Source organism: Castellaniella denitrificans (assembly GCF_042653765.1).
GTDB lineage: Bacteria > Pseudomonadota > Gammaproteobacteria > Burkholderiales > Burkholderiaceae_B > Castellaniella > Castellaniella denitrificans.
Window position 1 is genome coordinate 78,243 of sequence record NZ_JBHSEZ010000009.1, and the last position, 20,225, is coordinate 98,467.

Below are 20,225 nucleotides of genomic sequence, written 5' to 3' on the forward strand. Positions count from 1 at the left end.
ACCGGCAACCCAGAGATACTTATAGGACTAAACATGAGCAACGGTACCATCGTTCAGTGCATCGGCGCCGTGGTGGACATTCAGTTCCCCCGCGACAGCATCCCCAACATCTACGACGCGCTCACCTTGACCGACGAGTCCTCCGCATTCGCGGAAAAGGGCCTGACGTTCGAGGTCCAGCAGCAACTGGGCGACGGTGTCGTGCGGACCATCGCCATGGGCTCGTCCGACGGCCTGCGCCGCGGCATGTCCGTGGCCGGCACCGGCGCGCCGATCTCGGTGCCCGTGGGCACCGGCACCCTGGGCCGCATCATGGACGTGCTGGGCCGTCCGATCGACGAGCGCGGCGACATCCAGTCCGATGAAAAGCGCGCCATCCACCAGGCCGCCCCGAAGTTCGACGAACTGTCGCCTTCGGTCGAGCTGCTCGAAACCGGCATCAAGGTGATCGACCTGGTGTGCCCCTTCGCCAAGGGCGGCAAGGTCGGCCTGTTCGGCGGCGCCGGCGTGGGCAAGACCGTGAACATGCTGGAACTGATCAACAACATCGCCAAGGCCCACAGCGGCCTGTCGGTGTTCGCCGGCGTGGGCGAGCGCACTCGCGAAGGCAACGACTTCTACCATGAAATGTCCGACGCGGGCGTCATCAAGCTCGACAACCTGGCGGAATCCAAGGTCGCCATGGTCTTCGGCCAGATGAACGAACCCCCGGGCAACCGCCTGCGCGTGGCCCTGTCCGGCCTGACGATGGCGGAAAAATTCCGCGACGAGGGCCGCGACGTGCTGTTCTTCGTGGACAACATCTATCGCTACACCCTGGCCGGCACCGAAGTGTCCGCCCTGCTGGGCCGGATGCCGTCCGCCGTGGGCTACCAGCCGACGCTGGCCGAGGAAATGGGCAAGCTGCAGGAACGGATCACGTCCACCAAGACCGGTTCCATCACGTCCATCCAGGCCGTGTACGTGCCGGCCGACGACTTGACCGACCCGTCGCCCGCCACCACCTTCCTGCACCTGGACTCCACCGTGGTGCTGTCGCGCGACATCGCCGCCCTGGGGATCTACCCGGCCGTGGACCCGCTGGATTCGACCAGCCGCCAGCTCGATCCGCAGATCGTGGGCGAAGAGCACTACAACATCGCCCGCGGCGTGCAGCAGACGCTGCAGCGCTACAAGGAACTGCGCGACATCATCGCCATCCTGGGCATGGACGAACTGTCGCCGGAAGACAAGCAGGCCGTGGCCCGCGCCCGCAAGATCCAGCGCTTCCTGTCCCAGCCCTTCCACGTGGCCGAAGTCTTCACCGGCTCGCCCGGCAAGTACGTGCCGCTGGCCGAGACCCTGCGCGGCTTCAAGATGATCGTCGAGGGCGAGTGCGACGCGCTGCCCGAGCAGGCCTTCTACATGGTGGGCGGCATCGACGAGGCCTTCGAAAAGGCCAAAACCCTCCAATAAGGATTGCACATGGCGACTCTTCACATCGAAGTGGTCAGCGCGGAGGCCTCGATCTTCTCCGGCGAGGCGGCCTTCGTCGCCCTGCCGGGCGAATCGGGCGACCTCGGCATCCTGCCGGGGCACACTCCGCTGATCTCGCGCGTGCGTCCCGGCACGCTGAAAATCCGGCGTGACGACGGCACCGAGGAGCACATCTTCGTGGCCGGCGGCATCCTGGAAGTCCAGCCGCACGCCGTGACGGTGCTGTCCGACACGGCCATCCGCGCGGCCGACCTGGACGAGGCCAAGGCGGTCGCCGCGCGCGAGCGCGCCGAGGAAGCCCTGCGCAACACCAAGGAAAAGGCCGACATCGCCGTGGTGGAAGCCGAGCTTGCCATGCTGGCGGCCCAGGCCGCCGCCGCGCGCAAGTTCAGCCAGAAACGCAGCTCGCACTGAGCGGCCCGGCGGGACCGGCCGATCCCGCTGGATCGATCGGCCGGCGGCCCGGCCTGCAAGCGGTACAAGCGCCCTTCGGGGCGCTTTTTTGCGTCCGCAGGCACGGGGTCGGCCGTGCGCATTGCCCGGATGAGGGACGGCCGCCCGTCATGCGCATGTGGCGTATGCCCGCCCGCCGTCGGCCTGGGAGCGCACGGCGAGGTATGACATTCATGATATGGATGATATGAAGACAGCGATGAAATGCCTGTTCTCTATAGCTGATAGTTGAAGCTTCATCTTGTTGGGCCCCGCATCCTCGTCCATAGTGGTCCTCGCCATTTCATAACGACAAAGAGGAGCCCTCATGCCGCAATCCCGCATTTCCGCACTCGCCCGCACCCTGGGCCGCATCGCCATGGCCGGCGCGCTGTCCGTGGCCGCGGCCGCCGCCCACGCGGCGCCATTGACCGTGACGTTATTGGGTACCGGCACGCCTGCGCCCAATCCCAATCGCTTCGGCCAGTCCATCCTGGTGCAGGCTGCCGACCAGACGCTGCTGTTCGACCTGGGGCGCGGCGTCACCATCCGCCTGAACCAGATCGGCATCCCGTTTCGCGACATCGATGCCAGTTTCATCACCCACATGCATTCCGACCACATCAACGGGCTGGCGGACCTGTGGATGACGGGCTGGGTGCCGACGGGCTACGCGTCCCGGACGACGCCGATGGTGGTCTACGGCCCCAAAGGCACGGTTTCCATGACGGAGCACCTGAGCCTGGCCTACGCCGAAAACACCCGGATCCGCCATGCCGACGAGAAGTCTCCCCTGAGCGGCATCGCGTTCGATGCGCACGATATCGATGCCGGGCCGGCGGATGCCTATCGGCCGACGCTGGTGTACGAGAAAAACGGCGTGCGCGTCCTGGCGTTCAATTCCCACCATGGCGATCTGATCCAGCCGAACTTCGGCTACATCGTCGAGTATGACGGCAAGAAGTTCGTACTCAGCGGCGATACGACCTATGACGAACGGGTCGCCCGCGCCGCCAAGGGCGCCGACGTGCTGGTGCATGAGGTCGCGTATTTCGATCCGGCCCTGTTCAAGAACTATCCGAATTATCGCGAGATCCAGGCGCATCACACCACGCCCGAGGACGCCGGCCGGATCTTCAGCATGGCCAGGCCGAAACTGGCGGTCTATTCCCATATCATCGTGCGGCTGGCCGGCAAGTCGCTGGACAATTCCACGGACGTGCTCGTCGAAGGCACCCGGAAGTCCTACGACGGGCCCCTGGCCATGGGCAAGGACCTAATGCGCTTCGTGATCGACGACGGCAAAGTCACCGTGATCGACGATGCCCGGACCGTCAGCCAGGCCGTCAAGGAAGGTTAGATGCCGATGCGTGCGCGGGCGGTTGCTTGCGGCGCAAGCGATAGCCCACGTACAGCGCGCCCAGCCACACCGGCAGCACGTAGACCGCCGGCCGGGTGTCGTCCAGCTGCGTCATCAGGCCCACCAGCAGCGCCAGGAAGGCCACGCACAGGTAGTTCGTCCAGGGGTGGAAGGGCGCGGGGAACAGCAGCGTGTCGCGCGCGTGGGCCTTGCGGAACCGCAGGTGGACCAGCACGATCATCATCCAGGTGATGGCGGCCGCCGCCGTCGCCACGGCCATGATCCGCATGAAGGCGCCTTCGGGCACCAGGAAATTGACGACCACGATCAACAGCGTGCAGGCCGACGAGAACAGCACGCCGACCCAGGGCACCCGGCGCCGGCTCAGGCGCAGGAAGATGCGCGGCGCGTTGCCCTGTTCGGCCAGGCTGTGGAGCATGCGGCCGTTGCTGTACATGCCGCTGTTATAGACCGAGATCGCGGCGCTCAGCACCACCAGGTTCAGGATGTCCGGCGCGGCGGGAATGCCCAGCCGTGAAAAGATCAGCACGAAGGGGCTGCCGTTCAGGCCGACCTCGTTCCAGGGGTACAGGGTCACCAGCACCGCCAGGGCGCCGACGTAGAACAGCAGGATGCGCCAGATCACCTGGTTGACGGCGCGCGGGATGCTGCGCCGGGGATCGTCGGCCTCGCCCGCCGTGATGCCGATCAGCTCCGTGCCGCCGAAGGAGAACATCACCACCACCAGGGACAGCAGCAGGCCGTGCGCGCCGTTGGGCAGGAAGCCGCCGTGGGCCCAGAGGTTGCTCACGCCCGCGCCGCCGGCGCCGCGCGCGATCAGCACCCCGCCCAGCAGGATCATGCCGACGATGGCGGCGATCTTGATGAAGGCCAGCCAGAATTCGCTTTCGCCGTACAGGCGCACGTTCAGCAGGTTCAGGCCCGTGATGCCCAGCAGCACGATCAGCGCGCTGGCCCAGGCCGGGAAGTCCGGCAGCCAGTAGTTCACGTAGATGCCCACCACCGAGAGCTCGGCCATGCTGACCAGGATGTACAGCAGCCAGTAGTTCCAGCCCGACAGGAAGCCGGCGAAGCCGCCCCAGTAGCGGTAGGCGAAGTGGCTGAAGGCGCCGCTGACGGGCTCCTGGGTGGACATTTCGCCCAGGAAGCGCAGGATCAGATAGATCGCCAGGCCGCCGATCAGGTAGGACAGGATGATGCCGGGGCCGACCAGCCGGATGGAGGCGGCCGAACCGTAGAACAGGCCGGTGCCGATGGCGCCGCCCAGGGCGATCATCTGGATGTGGCGGTTCTTCAGGCTGCGCGCCAGGGTGTCGGGCGGCGCGCCGGATGCGGAAGGGGAGGCGGACATGGAAGGGTGATCGCGTGGCGGGTGGATGGCGTCTCAGGCGCCGGCGGTGCCGGGACCGGCTGCGCCGGCCTCGGGGGTTTCGGCCGCCGGGCCGTGGGCCGCCAGGATCCGGTGCAACCGCTCGACGCGCGGGGCCAGCGCGGCGGCAAAATCGGCCCAGTCGGCCGCGCGGGCGGGATCGTGCCGGGGCGGCGCCCAGATGGCGTCCGGAAAGCAGGGGTCGCCGCGCCAGCGGGGGATCAGGTGCCAGTGCAGATGGGGCACCTGATTGCCGAGGCTGGCCAGGTTGATCTTGTCGGGTCGCAGCAGGGACCGCTGCAGGCGTTCGACCTGGAATACCGCGCGCATCAGGTGCAGGCGGCCCAGGGCGTCGAGATCCGTCATTTCCGCCGCGTGGCGCTGCCAGACGACGCGCAGGTAGCCGGGGTGCCGGGGGTCGTCCACGCGGACGATCCGCAGGCGGTCGTCCTGCCAGATCAGGGTGTCGTGGTCGGGGATGCAGAGCGGGCAATCGGGGGAAAAGGCCATGGCGGAAATGGAGGCGGGATCGGGGGCCGCCGTCCGCCGGCGCGGACGGCGGACGGACGCGGGCTGGCGGACGGGGAGCGCTCAGCGGGCGAAGAACAGTTCGTGCAGGGCCGTGCCGGGATCTTCCGCGCGCATGAAGGCCTCGCCGACCAGGAAGGCCTGGACGCCGTGTTCGCGCATGCGGTCGACGTCCTCGGGCAGCAGGATGCCGCTCTCGGTCACGACCCGCTTGCCTTCCGGCAGGTCCTTCAGCATGTCCAGCGTGGTTTCCAGGCGGGTCTCGAAGGTGCGCAGGTCGCGGTTGTTGATGCCGAGCAGCGGCGTGTCCAGGGACAGGGCCGCGTCCAGTTCGCCGTGGTCGTGGATTTCGACCAGCACGTCCATGCCCAGGTCGGCGGCCACGGCTTCGAGCTCGCGCAGCTGGGCCGGCGCCAGGGCGGCGGCGATCAGCAGCACGCAGTCGGCGCCCAGCGCCCGGGCGTGGATGACCTGGTAGGGATCGATCAGGAAGTCCTTGCGCAGCACGGGCAGGCTGCAGGCCGCGCGCGCCTGGCGCAGGTGATCGTAGCCGCCCTGGAAATACTGCACGTCGGTCAGGACCGACAGGCAGGCCGCGCCGTGGCAGGCGTAGCTGGCGGCGATGTCCGCCGGGCGGAAGTGCTCGCGGATCACGCCCTTGGAGGGCGAGGCCTTCTTGATTTCCGCGATCACGGCGGGCTTGCCCTGCGCGATCTTGTCTTCGATCGCGCGCGCGAAGCCGCGGATGTCCTGGCGGCTCTGGGCTTCGCGCAGGACTTCGGATTCGCTGCGCATCTGCCGTGCGGTGGCGACTTCGGTGCGCTTGGTGTCCAGGATCCTGGCCAGAATGTCGTTCATGCGGAGAACCTTTGCGTGTATTGGCGGAATTGCTCCAGCTTGTCGCGCGCGGCGCCGGAGGCGATCAGTTCGAAGGCCTGGCGGATGCCGGCGGCGATCGAGTCGGCGCGGTTGCCGGCGTACAGGGCCAGGCCCGCGTTCAGGGCGACGATGTCGCGGGCCGTGCCGGCCGTGTTGTTCAGCGCGGCGCGCACCAGCTGCGCGGATTCGTCGCGGTTGGCGACCTTGATGCTGCGGTTGGACACCATGGCCATGCCGAAGTCTTCGGGATGGATTTCGTATTCGCGGACCTCGCCGTCCTTCAGTTCGCCCACCAGGGTGGCCGCGCCCAGCGAGGCCTCGTCCATGCCGTCCTTGCCGTGCACGATCAGCACGTGGCGCGAGCCCAGGCGCTGCAGCACCCGCACCAGGATGCCGACCAGGTCGGGGTGGAACACGCCCATGAGCTGGTTGGCGGCCCCGGCCGGGTTGGTCAGCGGGCCGAGGATGTTGAAGATCGTGCGCACGCCCAGTTCGCGGCGCACGGCGGCGACGTTCTTCATGGCGCCGTGATGGGCCGGGGCGAACATGAAGCCGATGCCGGTGGCTTCGATGGATTCGGCGACCTGGGCGGGCGTGGCGGTGACTCGCACGCCCAGGGCCTCCAGGACGTCGGCGCTGCCCGACGAGGACGAGGCGCTGCGGTTGCCGTGCTTGGCGATCTTGACCCCGCCGGCGGCGGCCACGAACATGGCGGCGGTGGAGATGTTGAAAGTGTGCGAGCCGTCTCCGCCCGTGCCGCACATGTCCAGCAGGTCCTCGGGGTAGGGGGTGTCGACGCCCAGGGCGAATTCGCGCATGACCTGGGCGGCCGCGGTGATCTCGCCGACGGTTTCCTTCTTGACGCGCAGGCCCATCAGCAGGGCGCTGGCAAGTTGGGGGGACATTTCCCCGCGCATCAGCATGCGCATCAGTTCCAGCATTTCGTCGTGGAAGATTTCCCGGTGCTCGATGCAGCGGGCCAGGGCCTCGTTGGGAGTGATCGGCGGCATGGATGATTCCTTCTGTCTTCGTGTTTTTGGATAGGCCGGTTCGGGGCGTCAGAGTTCCAGGAAATTGCGCAGCAGCGCGTGGCCGTGCTCGCTGAGCACGGATTCCGGATGGAACTGCACGCCATAGACGGGCAGGGACTTGTGGGCGACGCCCATGATCTCGCCGTCGGCGGTCTCGGCCGTGACGTCCAGGCAGTCGGGCAGGGAATCGCGCTCGATCGCCAGGGAATGGTAGCGGGTGACGGTGTAGGGCGAAGGCAGTCCCTTGAAGACGTCGGTGCCCCGGTGCGTGATGGGCGAGACCTTGCCGTGCATGAGTTCGCGGGCGCGCACGATGCGTCCGCCGTAGGCCGCGCCGATGGCCTGGTGGCCCAGGCAGACGCCCAGGATGGGCTTCCTGCCGGCGAAATGCCGGATCAGTTCGATGGAGATGCCGGCCTCGGCCGGCGAGCACGGTCCCGGCGACACGCAGATGCGGTCGGGATCGATGGCCTCGACGCCGGCGAGGTCGATCTGGTCGTTGCGCACGACCTGGACCTGGGCGCCGAGTTCGCCGAAATACTGCACCAGGTTGTAGGTGAAAGAGTCGTAGTTGTCCAGCATCAGCAGCTTCATGATCGGGTCGTCCTGGTCAGTGTCGGGAAACGGGCGCGCGCGCGGGCACGTGCTGCGAAAGCCGGAGGATGCGGGAGAGGGAGTGTGGCGAGGACATGGTCTTCCTTGGAGTCAGGAGCCGCCGCACCGGAGATAGATTCACGAAGACCTATGCCTGCCAGAACGGCGGCAAGGTGCGATGAATCACGCATGAGGATGCCGCCCCTAGGAGGAGCGCCACCAGAACGAAGCGTGCACGGTCGCGTGTGAAATCATGGCGAACATTCTACTGTGCGGCGCGTGCGCTGTCGAGCGGGGTAAATACCGGTTTATTGGTCATACCATTTATTGGTTTTCTTGGTACTGTTCAACCGCCGTATGAAAATCGTGATTAATATATCTATTTGATAAATAATGATAAATATAGATTTACAGGAATAAATAAGGGTAAATACCTACTTCAGTTTGGATTGACCACTTGAAAAGCGGATTTTTATAATCCGCCAACGAATTCGGAAATCATCTAATTGGTAAGGCCATTCTGGGCGCTTGGTCAGGCTCGGCGGGCATGCCGCGCACCACCCTCTTGGAGTTCCCTGGAATGCCCGCCATCTGGCAACAGAATTACGACCCCGCCGGCAACATCTGGCTGTCCGCGCTGGTCGCCTGCCTTCCCATCCTGCTGTTCTTCCTGTCGCTGACCGTGCTGCGCCTCAAGGGCTGGCTGGCCGGCACCCTGACGGTGCTGGCGGCCCTGGCCGTGGCGCTGTTCTTCTACGGCATGCCCGCCGGCCAGGCGCTGGCCTCGGCCGTCTATGGTTTCTTCTACGGCCTGTGGCCGATCGCCTGGATCATCATCGGCGCGGTCTTCCTGTACAAGATCGCCGTCAGGACCGGCCAGTTCGACACGATCCGCGAATCGGTGCTGTCGCTCACGGCCGACCAGCGGCTGCAGATGCTGCTGGTGGGCTTCGCCTTCGGCTCCTTCCTGGAAGGCGCGGCCGGCTTTGGCGCGCCCGTGGCCATCACGGCGGCGCTGCTGGTGGGGCTGGGCTTCCGTCCCCTGTACGCCGCCGGCCTGTGCCTGGTGGCCAACACGGCGCCGGTGGCCTTCGGCGCCATGGGGATCCCCATCATCGTGGCCGGCCAGGTGACCGGCATCCCGGCTTTCGCCATCGGCGAGATGGCGGGCCGCCAACTGCCGTTCCTGACCATGATCGTGCTGTTCGTCATCATGGCGATCATGGACGGCTGGCGCGGCGTGAAGGAAACCTGGCCGGCGGTGGTCGTGGCGGGCGGCAGCTTCGCCGTCACGCAGTACCTGACCTCGAATTTCATCGGCCCGGAACTGCCGGACATCACCTCGGCGCTGGTGGCGCTGGTGGCCCTGTCCGCCTTCCTGCGCGTGTGGCGGCCGGCGTCCATCTTCCGCTTCTCCGCGACGGGCGAGGGCACCGAGCACCTGTCGCACGACGCCCCCGGGGCCCGGCCTTCGGGCCGCGTGTTCACGACGGGCGAGGTCCTGCGCGCCTGGTCGCCGTTCATCGTGCTGACCGCGATGGTGACGATCTGGTCGATTCCGCCCTTCAAGCACCTGTTCCTGGCCGACGGGCCGCTGCACGGCTGGATCGCCAGCGTGTCCGTGCCCTGGCTCGACGGGCTGGTGCAGAAAATGCCGCCCATCGTGGAGCAGGCCGCCGCCTATGCCGCCGTCTACAAGTTCGACTGGTTCTCGGCCACGGGGACGGCCATCCTGATCGCGGCCCTGATCACGATCCTGGCGGCGCGGCTGAAGCCGTCCGCGGCGGCGTGCGTGTTGGGCGAGACCCTGAAGGAACTGGCCATTCCGGTCTATACGATCGGCATGGTGCTGGCGTTCGCCTTCGTCGCCAATTATTCCGGCCTGTCCGTGACGCTGGCCCTGGCCCTGTCGTATTCGGGCCATGCCTTCACGTTCTTCTCGCCGTTCCTGGGCTGGCTGGGCGTGTTCCTGACGGGATCGGACACGTCGTCCAACGCCCTGTTCGCGGCCCTGCAGGCGGCCACGGCGCACCAGATCGGCGTGCCCGAAGTGTTGCTGGTGGCGGCCAATTCCACCGGCGGGGTCACGGGCAAGATGATTTCGCCGCAATCCATCGCCATCGCCTGCGCGGCGGTGGGCCTGGTGGGGCGCGAGTCCGACCTGCTGCGTTTCACGGTCAAGTATAGTTTCCTGTTTGCCGTGATCGTCGGCGTCATGACGACGGTGCAGGCCTACGTCCTGCCCTGGATGATCCCGGCGCTCTGAACGGATCCATGCCACCCATGCGCCTTTCCGACCGACTCGCGGAACAGCTCCGGGCCCTGATCGACGAACAGGGCTTGAAGCCCGGCGACCGCCTGCCGGCCGAACGCCGGCTGGCCGAGGAACTGGGGGCCTCGCGGCCCTCGGTCCGCGAGGCCATCCGGCAACTGGCCAGCCAGGGGCTGCTGCGCAGCCGGCAGGGCGGGGGCACCTACGTCCAGGCCCGCGAGGCCGTCGTGGACGACTGGCCCGACCGGCATCTGGTGCGTCCGCTGGACGAACTGGTGTCCGACGATCCCGAATATCGCTACGACGTGCTGGAAGCCCGCCACGCCCTGGAAGGCGGCACCGCCTGGCATGCCGCGCTGCGCGCCACGGCCCGGGATCGCCAGGAGATCCAGCGGCGTTTCGAGGACATGGTGCGTTTCCAGAGCCGCGGCGACCCGGACCTGTCGGCGCAGGCCGACGCCCGGTTCCACCTCGCCATCGCCGAGGCTTCCCACAATGCGGTGCTGCTGCAGATGATGCGCGGCGTGTTCGAATTGCTGCGGTCCACCGTCACCGAAAACCGCCAGCGCATGTACCTGATCCAGCATACCCAGGATCAGTTGACGGCCCAGCACCAGGCGCTGATGGAAGCCATCCTGCGCGGTGACGCCGAAGCCGCCCGGGCGACCGTCTGGCGGCACCTGGAGTTCGTGCACGGCAGCGTGCGCAAGCTCGACGAAGACGAGGCGCGGCGCGCCCGTTCCTCCCGTTTGCCCCCCTTCATACTGACATCATGATCATTTCCGCCTCCACCGATTACCGCGAAGCCGCCCGGCGCCGCCTGCCTCCCTTTCTGTTCCATTACGGCGACGGCGGGGCGTACGCCGAATACACGCTGCGGCACAACGTCAGCGACCTGGCGGGCGTGGCGCTGCGCCAGCGGGTGCTGAACGACATGTCGCAACTGGACCTGTCCACGCGGCTGTTCGGCGAAACCCTGTCCATGCCGGTGGCCCTGGCGCCGGTGGGCCTGACCGGGATGTACGCCCGCCGGGGCGAGGTCCAGGCGGCGCGGGCGGCGGACCGCAAGGGCATTCCCTACACTATGTCCACGGTGTCGGTCTGTCCCATCGAAGAGGTCGTGCCCGCCATCAGCCGGCCCATGTGGTTCCAGCTCTACGTCCTGAAGGACCGGGGTTTCATGAAGAGCGTGCTGGAGCGCGCCCAGGCGGCCGGGGTGTCGACGCTGGTGTTCACCGTGGACATGCCGGTGCCGGGGGCCCGCTACCGCGACGCCCATGCCGGGATGAGCGGCCCGTACGCCGCCCTGCGCCGCTACGTCCAGGCCGTCCTGCACCCGCGCTGGGCCTGGGACGTGGGCCTGCGGGGCCGGCCGCACGACCTGGGCAATGTGTCCAGGTACCTGGGCAAGCCCACCGGCCTGGAGGACTACATCGGCTGGCTGGGGGCCAATTTCGATCCCTCGATCTCCTGGAAGGACCTGCAGTGGATCCGCGACTTCTGGAAGGGGCCGATGATCATCAAGGGCATCCTGGACCCGGACGACGCGCGCGACGCCGTGCGCTTCGGCGCCGACGGGATCGTGGTGTCCAACCACGGCGGACGGCAGCTGGACGGCGTGCTGTCCACGGCCCGCGCCCTGCCGGCGATCGCCGACGCGGTCAAGGGCCGGATCACGCTGCTGGCGGATTCGGGCGTGCGCACCGGCCTGGACGTGGTGCGCATGTTGGCGCTGGGCGCCGACACCGTGCTGCTGGGCCGCGCCTGGCTCTATGCCCTGGCGACGGCCGGCGAGGCGGGCGTGGCCAATCTGCTGGACCTGATCGAAAAGGAAATGCGCGTGGCCATGACGCTGACCGGTGCGCGCACCATCGCCGACATCACCCCGGACCTGCTGGTGCGCGCCTGACGCGCGCAGGCCCTTTCCCTTTTCAGATGGGCTCGTCCAGTCCGAACTGCACCTGTTCCGCGGCGCGCAGCAGGGCGCGGGCCTTGGCCTCGGTTTCCTGCCATTCCTTTTCGGGATCCGAATCGGCGACGATGCCGGCGGCGGCCTGGACGTACAGCATGCCGTCGCGGACGATGCCGGTGCGGATAGCGATGGCCAGGTCCATTTCGCCGCCGTAGCTCATGTAGCCGGCGGCGCCGCCGTAGATGCCGCGCCGCACGGGTTCCAGCTCGTCGATGATTTCCATGGCGCGGACCTTGGGCGCGCCGGTCAGCGTGCCGGCCGGGAAGGTCGCGCGCAGCACGTCGATGTTGCTCATGCCGTCGTTCAGTTCGCCGCGCACGTTGGACACCAGGTGCATGACGTGGGAATAGCGTTCGATGGCCATGGTGTCGGTGACTTCGACCGTGCCGGGCTTGGACACGCGGCCGATGTCGTTGCGCGCCAGGTCGATGAGCATGACGTGCTCGGCGCGTTCCTTCGGATCGGCCAGCAGTTCCTGTTCCAGGCGCAGGTCGTCGTCCTGGGTGGCACCGCGCTTGCGCGTCCCGGCCAGGGGGCGGATGGTGACCATTTCACGGGCGCGGCCGTTCTCGAATTCGCGGTCCTGGCGCACCAGGATCTCCGGCGAGGCGCCCACGACGTGGAAGGTGTCGAAGTTCCAGTAGTACATGTAGGGCGAGGGATTCAGGGACCGCAGCGCCCGGTACAGCGACAGCGGCGAATCGCGGAAGGGCTTGGCGATCACCTGGCCGATCTGCACCTGCATCAGGTCGCCGGCGGCGATGTAGTCCTTGGCCTTGCGCACGGCGGCCAGGTAGTCGTCCTTCTTGAAGTCGCGCTCCGTGGGCGTCTGCATGCTGGCGTAGGCATAGGGGATGACCACGGGCGTGCGCAGCTTCTCGCGCAGGGCCTTCAGGCGGCGGCGGGCCAGGGCGTAGGCTTCCGGCTGCTGGGGGTCGGCGTAGACGATCAGGTAGGTGCGGCCGGCCAGGTTGTCGACGATGACCAGTTCGTCGATCTGCAGCAGCATGATGTCGGGCGTGCCCGGCTGCTGGCCGGCCGGGCGCGGCTTGACGCAGGGTCCCAGGCGCGGCTCGATGTGGCGCACGGTGTCGTAGCCGAAATAGCCCGCCAGGCCGCCGGCGAAGCGCGGCATGCCGGGGCGCAGGGCCACGCGGAAGCGCTGCTGGAAGGATTCGATGAAGGCCAGGGGATCGCCTTCGTGGGTTTCCACGACCTGGCCGCGGGTGACGACCTCGGTGGTGGTGCCGGTGGCGCGGATCAGGGTCTTGGCCGGCAGGCCGATGAAGGAATAGCGGCCGAAGCGCTCGCCCCCCACCACCGATTCCAGCAGGCAGCTGTTGCGCCCGGCCTCCGGCCCCGCGTGGGCCAGCTTCAGGTAGATCGCCAGGGGCGTGTCCAGGTCGGCGTAGGTTTCCGCGATCAGCGGAATCCGGTTGTAGCCTTGGGCGGCCAGTGCGTTGAATTCGATTTCCGTCATGGTGGTCTCTGGGTGGGGATATGGACCGGGACAGAAATGAAACAGCCCGGCCGATCATGGGTCCGGGCTGTGGGGCGGGCGCCGCGGGTAAGCCCGCGCGCCGGGTGACCGTCATTACCCGGAACAAAAACACCACCAGCGCCAATAGGCGCCGGCGGTGATCGGGTAATAGCGGATGATGTTCATGCGTGTTCGGTTTGCGAGGTCGCGTCGGCGGCCCATTGAGCGGCCGCGACGATGGAGTCAACTATAGCATCCACCGGCAGGCTCTGCACGGGACGGCCTTCGTTGTAGCCGTAGGGCAGGGCCAGCACGCGCATGCCGGCGGCGTTGGCGGCCAGGGCGTCGTTGATCGAGTCGCCGATGAACAGGGCCTGGGCGGGCGCGATGCCCAGCAGGTCGCAGGCGTGGAACAGCGGCATGGGATCGGGCTTCTTGCGTTCGCAGGTGTCGCCGCAGACCACAGCGTCGAAATAGCCGTCCAGGCCCATCTGGCGCAGCAGGGGGGCGGTGAATTCGGTGCCCTTGTTGGTGACCACGGCCAGGCGGGCGCCCTGCTCGCGGAATGCCTGCAGGCCCGCCAGCACGCCGGGAAACAGGCGGCTGCGCTGGCCGTTCAGGGCGCGGTAGTGGTCCTGGTAGCGGGCCAGGCCGCGCATGACCATGTCCACGCTGGCGGGGCTGCCTTCGTGGCCGAGGGTGCGGATGACCAGTTGCTCCACGCCCTTGCCGACGTAGGTGGCGATGATGTCTTCGGCGATCGGCGCCAGGCCCATGTCCTGGCGCATGGCGTTGGCGGCGTCCGCCAGATCGGGGATGGTGTCCAGCAGGGTGCCATCCAGGTCGAACAGAATTCCGGAAAATTGCATGGTGTCGCGCGCCGGGGAAAGCGGCCGCACCGGATCGGCGGCCGGGTGAATCATGAGAGCGCCGGGGCGGGTGGCGTCGGCGGGCGTCATCGTATCATTACCGCGGGGAATATGCCGCCCTGTTTGGCGGCCTGTTACGAATCCCCGGCGCCGGCCGCGCGGCGCCGGGCGTCTCCCCGGGCGATGCCGTCGCGCAGGGCGGCGATCACGCGGGGATAGTCCGGCTGGCCGAAGATGGCCGAACCCGCCACGAAGGCGTCGGCCCCGGCGGCGCGGATGTCGGCGATGTTGTCGGCCTTGACGCCGCCGTCGACCTCCAGGTCGATGGCCTGGCCGCCCTCGGCCCGCCAGCGGTCGATCCGGGCGCGGGCCTGGGCGAGCTTGTCCAGCGTGTGCGGGATGAAGGACTGGCCGCCGAAGCCGGGGTTGACCGACATCAGCAGGACCAGGTCGAGGCGTTCCATGACGTGGTCCAGCCATTCCAGCGGCGTGGCCGGATTGAACACCAGGCCCGCGCGGCAGCCGTGGTCGCGGATCAGGGCCAGCGTGCGGTCGACGTGGCGCGAGGCTTCGGGGTGGAAGCTGATGATGTCGGCGCCGGCCTTGGCGAAGGCGGGCACGAGCGCGTCGACGGGCTCGACCATCAGGTGCACGTCGATGGGGGCGGTGGTGTGGGGGCGCAGGGCGGCGCACACCATGGGCCCCATGGTCAGGTTCGGGACGTAGTGGTTGTCCATGACGTCGAAGTGGATCCAGTCGGTGCCGGCGGCCACTACGTTGGCGACTTCCTCGCCCAGGCGGGCGAAGTCGGCGGACAGCAGGCTGGGGGCGATGCGGGCGGCGGGCAGTTCGGTCATGGCGAAGGAGGGTCCGGATATGTCATGATGACGGTCTTTACATTCCACTCATTTTAGAGCACCCCCGGGTGCCCCCGATCCGGCGATGAAAATCCATTGGTTGTCCGCGGCCGCGCTGGTCGTCCTGAGCGCCTGTTCCACGGTGCCGCCCGAGGAAGCCGCCCCCGGCGGCGAATCCGGCGCCCCCGTGTCGGTCGAGCAGCCCCTGGTCGTCCCGCCGCTCTCCGCCTTGCCGGAAACCCCCGCGCGGCCCCTGCAGGGACGCTATACGGCGGTTTCCTGGGACAGCCTGCCGGGCTGGGCGGGCGACGACCTGACCCATGCCTGGAAGGCGCTGCTGAACGATTGCCGGGGGTTGATGCGGCCCGTGTCCGGTTCGCTGGCGCTGCCGGCGCGCGCGGCGCCCCGGGCCTGGCAGCCGGTCTGCCAGGCGGCGGCGCAGTCCGGCCTGGGGCCCGAGGCGGGCGGCCCGGCTGTGCGCCGGTTCCTGCAGGAACACCTGCGCCCCTGGCGGCTCGACGATGCCTCCGGGCAGGTCGCCGGCGGCACGGTGACGGGCTATTACGAGCCCCTCATCCGGGCGTCGCGCACGCGCGAAGGGGCCTATCAGTGGCCGCTCTATGCCACGCCGGACGATCTGCTGACCATCGACCTGGGGTCGGTCTACCCCGAACTGGCCGGCAAGCGGGTACGCGGCAAGCTCGACGGCCGCCGGGTGGTGCCCTACGACACGCGGGCCCAGATCGCGTCCGATCCGGCCCGCCAGCCGGCCGTGATCGTCTGGGCGGACGATCCGGTCGAGGTCTTCTTCCTGCAGATCCAGGGATCGGGGCGGGCCGTCCTGCCCGACGGCGGGGTGCTGCGGCTGGCCTATGCGGACCACAACGGCCGGCCGTACGTCTCCATCGGCCAATGGCTGGCCCGGCAGGGCGAAATGCCGCTGGCGCAGACGTCCATGCAGAACATCAAGGCCTGGGCGCGCGCGCACCCCGATCGCGTGCCGGAACTGCTGAACGTGAATCCGGCCATGGTGTTCTTCCGCGAGGAACCCATCGTCGATCCGGAACTCGGCCCCCGGGGCGCCTACGGGGTGCCGCTGCTGCCGCGGCGCGCGATCGCGGTCGATCCGGCCTATGTGCCGCTGGGTACGCCGGTCTTCCTGGAAGCCGGGCCCCAGGGCGGCGCGGAACCGCTGCGGCGGCTGGTGTTCGCCCAGGACACGGGCGCGGCGATCAAGGGCGCGGCCCGGGCCGACTTCTATTGGGGCACGGGCGACGAGGCCGGCGCGCGCGCCGGCCGCATGAAGCAGTCCGGCCGGATGTGGCTGCTGTGGCCCGCGCGGGCCGGGGCGCCGTCGGCGCGCTGAGCCGTCCTGGCGGCCGGCCCGTAAAACCCGTTTTCCTTGGCTTGCCGCAACGCGCGCCGCGCCGCCGCGCGGTAAGATGACCGGATGAAGAATCAGGAACCCATACTCGTCTGCGGCACCGGCATCGCCGGCCTGGCCTGCGCGCTGGGGCTGGCCCGGGCGGGCCTGCCCGCCGCCCTGCTGGGGCCGCGCCAGGTCCCGGCCGCGCGCGCGGCGGACGACTATCATCCGCGCGTCTATGCGATTTCGCCGGCCAGCCGCGACCTGCTCGATCGCCTGGGCGCCTGGCGGCTGATGGACATGCGCCGCGTCACCGCCGTCGAGGCCATGGAAATCCAGGGCGACGCCGACGGCCGCCTGGACTTGTCCGCCTGGCAGGACGCGCGCGACACCCTGGCCTGGATCGTCGAGTCCGGCGAGATGGAACGCGCGCTCCAGCAGGCCGTCCAGGTCATGGGGATCGCCTGGCACGAGGACCGCTTCGAGCGCCTGGAAACCCGCGCCGCGGGCGTGCGCGTCACGACGGGGCAGGGCCGCGCGCTGGACGCGGCGCTGTTGGTGGGCGCGGACGGCGCGCGGTCCCCGGTGCGGCTGGCGGCCGGCATCGAGCACCATTACACGCCGTATGGCGACATGGGCGTGGTCGCGCACCTGGACATCGGCCTGCCCCACCAGAACCGCGCCTGCCAATGGTTCACGGGCGACAGCGTGTTCGCCCTGCTGCCCATGCCGGACACGGCGGACGGTCCGCAGGCATCCCTGGTGTGGTCGATGCCCGAAGGCCGGGCGCGCGAATGGCTGGCGCTGGACGTCGACGCCCAGCAGGCTGTCTTTTCCGCGCACGCGCGGGCCATCACGGGCGACCGCCTGGGGCCGCTGCGCCTGCGCACGCGCCCCCAGGGCTTTCCGCTGACGCTGGAACGCAGCGCGATGATCGCCCCGGGCGTCGCCCTGGTGGGCGACGCCGCGCACCGGGTCCACCCGCTCGCCGGCCAGGGGCTGAACCTGGGCCTGGGCGACGTGCGGGATCTGGTGGACGTCCTGCGGACGCGCGAGCCCCATCGCGCGCCGGGCGATCCCCGGATCCTAGCGCGCTATCGCCGCCGCCGGGCCGAACCCGTCTGGGCCATGGGCCTGGTCACCGACGGCCTGCACCGGCTGTTCGGCGCCTCGAACGCCCCCACGGCCTGGGTCCGCAACCAGGGCATGCGCTTCGTCGATGGCCTGCCTTTCCTGAAACGCCGCCTGATCCGGGCGGCCGCCGGCGACTAGGGCCTGTCCGGTACGCACAGCCCCTGGACGCCGGCCCGTTTTCCCATTGAGGTCCTTTCCATGAAATACTCCCTGAGCCTGGCCGCGCTGTTGCTGTGCGGCAGCCTCTCCGCCCTGGCGCAGCCGTCCGCCGACCGGGTCCTGAGCACCCGGCCGCCCTCCGATCAAGCCGCGCCGGCCGAACCGGCCGCGCCCGCGCGCGACGGCGCGAAGGACAAGGTCCTGTCCACCGCGCCCGCCCAGGCCGTCACCCGCGCCTTCGAGCAGCGCTTTCCCGGGATCCACGTGGATGCCGTGCGGGTGACGCCCATGACCGGGATCTTCGAGGTCCAGGTCGGGATGGATCTGCTGTACACCGACGCCCAGGTGGACTACGTGCTGCAGGGCTCGATGATCGACGCCCATGCGCGCCGCGACCTGACGGCCGAGCGGCTCGAGGCCCTGCAGCAGGTGGCCTTCGGCAGCCTGCCGCTGGACCATGCGATCAAGCAGGTGAAGGGCACCGGCGCGCGCAAGGTCGCCGTGTTCGAGGATCCCAACTGCGGCTACTGCAAGCAGCTGCACCGGACCCTGGAAGACGTCGACGACGTGACGGTCTATACCTTCCTGTTCCCGATCCTGTCGCCGGATTCGACCACCCGCTCGCGCGACATCTGGTGCGCGGCCGACCCGGCCAAGGCCTGGAAGGCCTGGATGCTGGACGGCAAGGACCCGGCCAAGGCCGAATGCGACACGCCGATCCAGGACAATCTGGCCCTGGGGCGCAAGCTGAACGTGCAGGGCACGCCGGCCCTGTTCTTCGCCGACGGCACGCGCGTCAACGGCGCGCTGCCGCTGGAGGCGCTGAAGAAAAAACTCGACGCGCAGTCCTGAAAACGGAAAAAAGCCCCCGTCGTGCGACACGCGGGGGCTTTTCCTCAGGCGCCGGGCGTGCGCCGAATGGCGATCACTTCAGCAGCGTCCAGGCGCCGTCCTTGACGGTGATGAGCTCGCGGCCGCGCTGGTCGAAGCCGCTGTGGTCCTCGGGGGTCATGTTGTAGACCCCCTGGGTGGCCACCAGTTCGTGCGTCTGTTCCAGGGCGTCGCGCAGGGCGCGGCGGAATTCCGGCGTGCCCGGCCTGGCGGATTTCAGGGCGACGGGAATGGCGTGCCGCAGCAGCAGGCCGGCGTCGTAGACGTTGGCCCCGAAGGTGGCCGGCTTTTCGCCGTACATCGCCTGGTAGCGCTGGATGTAGTCCTGGACGATGGGCTTGGACGGGTTGCTGTCGGGGATCTCGGGCAGCACGAGCATCAGGCTGGCGGCCAGGATGGTGCCTTCGGCCGACTTGCCGGCGAACTTCAGGAAGGCGGGCAGGGCGGCGCCGTGGGTCTGGTAGAAGCGGCCCTTGTAGCCTTGCTGCGCCAGCGTGGCCTGCGGCAGGGCGGCGGCGCCGCCCGTGCCGGCGATCAGGATGGCGTCGGGCTTCGCGGCCAGCAGCTTCAGGGCCTGCCCGGTGACGGAGCTGTCGGTGCGCTGGTAGCGTTCGGCCACGGTCAGGTCCAGGCCCTTGTCCTTGGCCATGCGGCTGAAGACCTGGTACCAGTCGTCGCCGTAGGCGTCGGCGAAGCCGATGAAGCCGACGGTCCTGATGCCGCGCCCGACCATGTCCTGGACCAGCGCCTGGGCGATGATGTCGGTGTTCTGGGTGGTCTTGAAGGCCCACTTCTTCTGGTCGGTCATGGGCAGCACCACCGAGGCCGCGCCCACGGGAGCCAGCATCGGCGTGCCTGATTCGGCGGCGAACTGCAGCACGCTCATGGCGTTGGGCGATCCGGTGGGGCCGATCAGGGCGTCGACGTGCGCTTCGCTGATCAGCTTCTTGAAGGCCGTGACGGTCTGCGTCGGGTCGCTGGCGTCGTCCAGGGTGATGTATTCGATGTCCTGGTCGCCCGCCTTGGCCGGCAGCAGCGGCACCGTGTTCTTCTGGGGGATGCCGACCAGGGCCGTCGGGCCGGTGGCGGACACGACCACGCCGACTTTCACCTGGGCATGGGCGTGGAGGGGGAAGGCCAGGGCCAGGGCGGCCGCCAGGGCGGCGCCGGGGATGCGGATGTTCACGGCGGATGTCTCCTGAATGAAGCACGGCCCGCGATTGCGGGCCGTGCGCAGATCTCACACGATTGTAATGAAAAGCACTGGAAGACCGCCGGCTCCGGATGGCCGGCCCGGGCGGTCTTCGGGCGTTTCTAGAACTCGGTCCACTCCTCGGTGTCGGCGGAGGCCGGGGCGGGCTTGCCGGGCGCGCGCAAGGCCGGCTTGGCGGCGGCACGGGGCGCGGGCGCGTCGGCCTGCGGGCTTTGGCGGGGCCGCTGCGGCGCCGGGCTGACGACCTTCTCCGGCGCCGAGGGCAGGCGCGCCGGCTGGGCGGGACGCGCGGCGCCGGCGCCCGGCGCGGACGCGCCCGCGT

At 68.7% G+C, this 20,225-nt stretch carries 18 protein-coding genes and 1 pseudogene; 9 read left to right on the plus strand and 10 right to left on the minus strand.

The annotated features are described in order from the left end of the window. The first annotated feature begins 33 nt into the window (after positions 1-33). The 3 genes from atpD (at position 34) to ACFO27_RS10860 (ending at position 3,268) form a co-directional block, all read left to right on the plus strand. Complete coding sequence (atpD, locus tag ACFO27_RS10850; RefSeq protein WP_269355567.1) at positions 34-1,455, plus strand: F0F1 ATP synthase subunit beta; 1,422 nt, start codon at positions 34-36, stop codon at positions 1,453-1,455. Positions 1,456-1,464: 9 nt separating this feature from the next. After that, positions 1,465-1,890, plus strand: a complete 426-nt coding sequence (locus ACFO27_RS10855) for a F0F1 ATP synthase subunit epsilon (protein WP_376817352.1) — start codon at positions 1,465-1,467, stop codon at positions 1,888-1,890. A gap of 346 nt (positions 1,891-2,236) precedes the next feature. After that, the gene (locus ACFO27_RS10860; RefSeq protein ID WP_376817353.1) at positions 2,237-3,268 is read left to right on the plus strand and encodes an MBL fold metallo-hydrolase; all 1,032 of its coding nucleotides are present in this window, start codon (positions 2,237-2,239) and stop codon (positions 3,266-3,268) included. Here ACFO27_RS10860 and ACFO27_RS10865 read toward each other — a convergent pair. From ACFO27_RS10865 to ACFO27_RS10885, 5 genes are all read right to left on the minus strand, one after another. Continuing rightward, a complete protein-coding gene (locus ACFO27_RS10865; RefSeq protein WP_376817354.1) occupies positions 3,255-4,640 on the minus strand; it encodes an amino acid permease in 1,386 nt (461 codons plus the stop codon). The two genes, ACFO27_RS10860 and ACFO27_RS10865, sit on opposite strands and share 14 nt — an antisense overlap. Positions 4,641-4,673: 33 nt before the next feature. Beyond that, positions 4,674-5,168 carry an HIT family protein gene (locus ACFO27_RS10870; RefSeq protein WP_376817355.1) on the minus strand — a complete coding sequence of 165 codons (495 nt, stop codon included), beginning with the start codon at positions 5,166-5,168 and terminating at the stop codon, positions 4,674-4,676. 81 nt (positions 5,169-5,249) lie between these two features. Then, positions 5,250-6,044, minus strand: a complete 795-nt coding sequence (gene trpC, locus ACFO27_RS10875; RefSeq protein WP_376817356.1) for an indole-3-glycerol phosphate synthase TrpC — start codon at positions 6,042-6,044, stop codon at positions 5,250-5,252. After that, positions 6,041-7,075, minus strand: a complete 1,035-nt coding sequence (gene trpD / locus ACFO27_RS10880) for an anthranilate phosphoribosyltransferase (RefSeq protein WP_376817357.1) — start codon at positions 7,073-7,075, stop codon at positions 6,041-6,043. The genes trpC and trpD overlap by 4 nt, the downstream gene beginning before the upstream one ends. Before the next feature lie 48 nt (positions 7,076-7,123). After that, positions 7,124-7,690, minus strand: a complete 567-nt coding sequence (locus tag ACFO27_RS10885) for an anthranilate synthase component II (RefSeq protein ID WP_376817358.1) — start codon at positions 7,688-7,690, stop codon at positions 7,124-7,126. A 580-nt stretch (positions 7,691-8,270) separates the two neighbouring features. On the opposite strand from ACFO27_RS10885, the gene lldP reads away from it, so the two are divergent. Genes lldP through lldD form a run of 3 tightly spaced genes read left to right on the plus strand, consistent with a single transcriptional unit; the run spans position 8,271 to position 11,871 of the window. Continuing rightward, the gene (gene lldP, locus ACFO27_RS10890) at positions 8,271-9,956 is read left to right on the plus strand and encodes an L-lactate permease (RefSeq protein WP_376817359.1); all 1,686 of its coding nucleotides are present in this window, start codon (positions 8,271-8,273) and stop codon (positions 9,954-9,956) included. Between the two features lie 17 nt (positions 9,957-9,973). Continuing rightward, entirely contained in the window at positions 9,974-10,738 is a 765-nt protein-coding gene (gene lldR, locus ACFO27_RS10895; RefSeq protein WP_376817360.1) for a transcriptional regulator LldR, read from the plus strand. Continuing rightward, a complete protein-coding gene (lldD, locus tag ACFO27_RS10900; RefSeq protein WP_376817361.1) occupies positions 10,735-11,871 on the plus strand; it encodes an FMN-dependent L-lactate dehydrogenase LldD in 1,137 nt (378 codons plus the stop codon). The genes lldR and lldD overlap by 4 nt, the downstream gene beginning before the upstream one ends. A 22-nt stretch (positions 11,872-11,893) precedes the next feature. Here lldD and trpE read toward each other — a convergent pair whose 3' ends face one another. The 3 genes from trpE to rpe form a co-directional block, all read right to left on the minus strand. Further along, on the minus strand, positions 11,894-13,414 hold the full coding sequence (trpE, locus tag ACFO27_RS10905) for an anthranilate synthase component I (RefSeq protein ID WP_376817362.1): 1,521 nt from the start codon (positions 13,412-13,414) through the stop codon (positions 11,894-11,896). A 182-nt stretch (positions 13,415-13,596) separates the two neighbouring features. Continuing rightward, positions 13,597-14,283 (minus strand): phosphoglycolate phosphatase, encoded by a 687-nt coding sequence (locus ACFO27_RS10910; protein ID WP_376817363.1) that lies wholly within the window; start codon positions 14,281-14,283, stop codon positions 13,597-13,599. Between the two features lie 134 nt (positions 14,284-14,417). Beyond that, the gene (gene rpe, locus ACFO27_RS10915; protein ID WP_376817364.1) at positions 14,418-15,140 is read right to left on the minus strand and encodes a ribulose-phosphate 3-epimerase; all 723 of its coding nucleotides are present in this window, start codon (positions 15,138-15,140) and stop codon (positions 14,418-14,420) included. 85 nt (positions 15,141-15,225) lie between these two features. Here rpe and mltA point away from each other — a divergent pair, with 85 nt between their 5' ends. The 3 genes from mltA to ACFO27_RS10930 all read left to right on the plus strand — a co-directional run bounded on the left by mltA (position 15,226) and on the right by ACFO27_RS10930 (position 18,651). After that, a complete protein-coding gene (mltA, locus tag ACFO27_RS10920; RefSeq protein ID WP_376817365.1) occupies positions 15,226-16,506 on the plus strand; it encodes a murein transglycosylase A in 1,281 nt (426 codons plus the stop codon). Between the two features lie 84 nt (positions 16,507-16,590). After that, complete coding sequence (locus ACFO27_RS10925; protein ID WP_376817366.1) at positions 16,591-17,778, plus strand: FAD-dependent monooxygenase; 1,188 nt, start codon at positions 16,591-16,593, stop codon at positions 17,776-17,778. A gap of 60 nt (positions 17,779-17,838) precedes the next feature. Beyond that, entirely contained in the window at positions 17,839-18,651 is an 813-nt protein-coding gene (locus ACFO27_RS10930) for a DsbC family protein (RefSeq protein ID WP_323026641.1), read from the plus strand. A 73-nt stretch (positions 18,652-18,724) separates the two neighbouring features. On the opposite strand, the gene ACFO27_RS10935 is transcribed toward ACFO27_RS10930, so the two are convergent. Together ACFO27_RS10935 and ACFO27_RS10940 are read right to left on the minus strand one after the other, a co-directional pair. After that, positions 18,725-19,876: an ABC transporter substrate-binding protein gene (locus ACFO27_RS10935; RefSeq protein WP_376817367.1), complete on the minus strand. Its 1,152-nt coding sequence runs from the start codon at positions 19,874-19,876 to the stop codon at positions 18,725-18,727. A gap of 128 nt (positions 19,877-20,004) precedes the next feature. After that, positions 20,005-20,225, minus strand: a pseudogene (locus ACFO27_RS10940) (methyl-accepting chemotaxis protein); the annotation flags it as partial.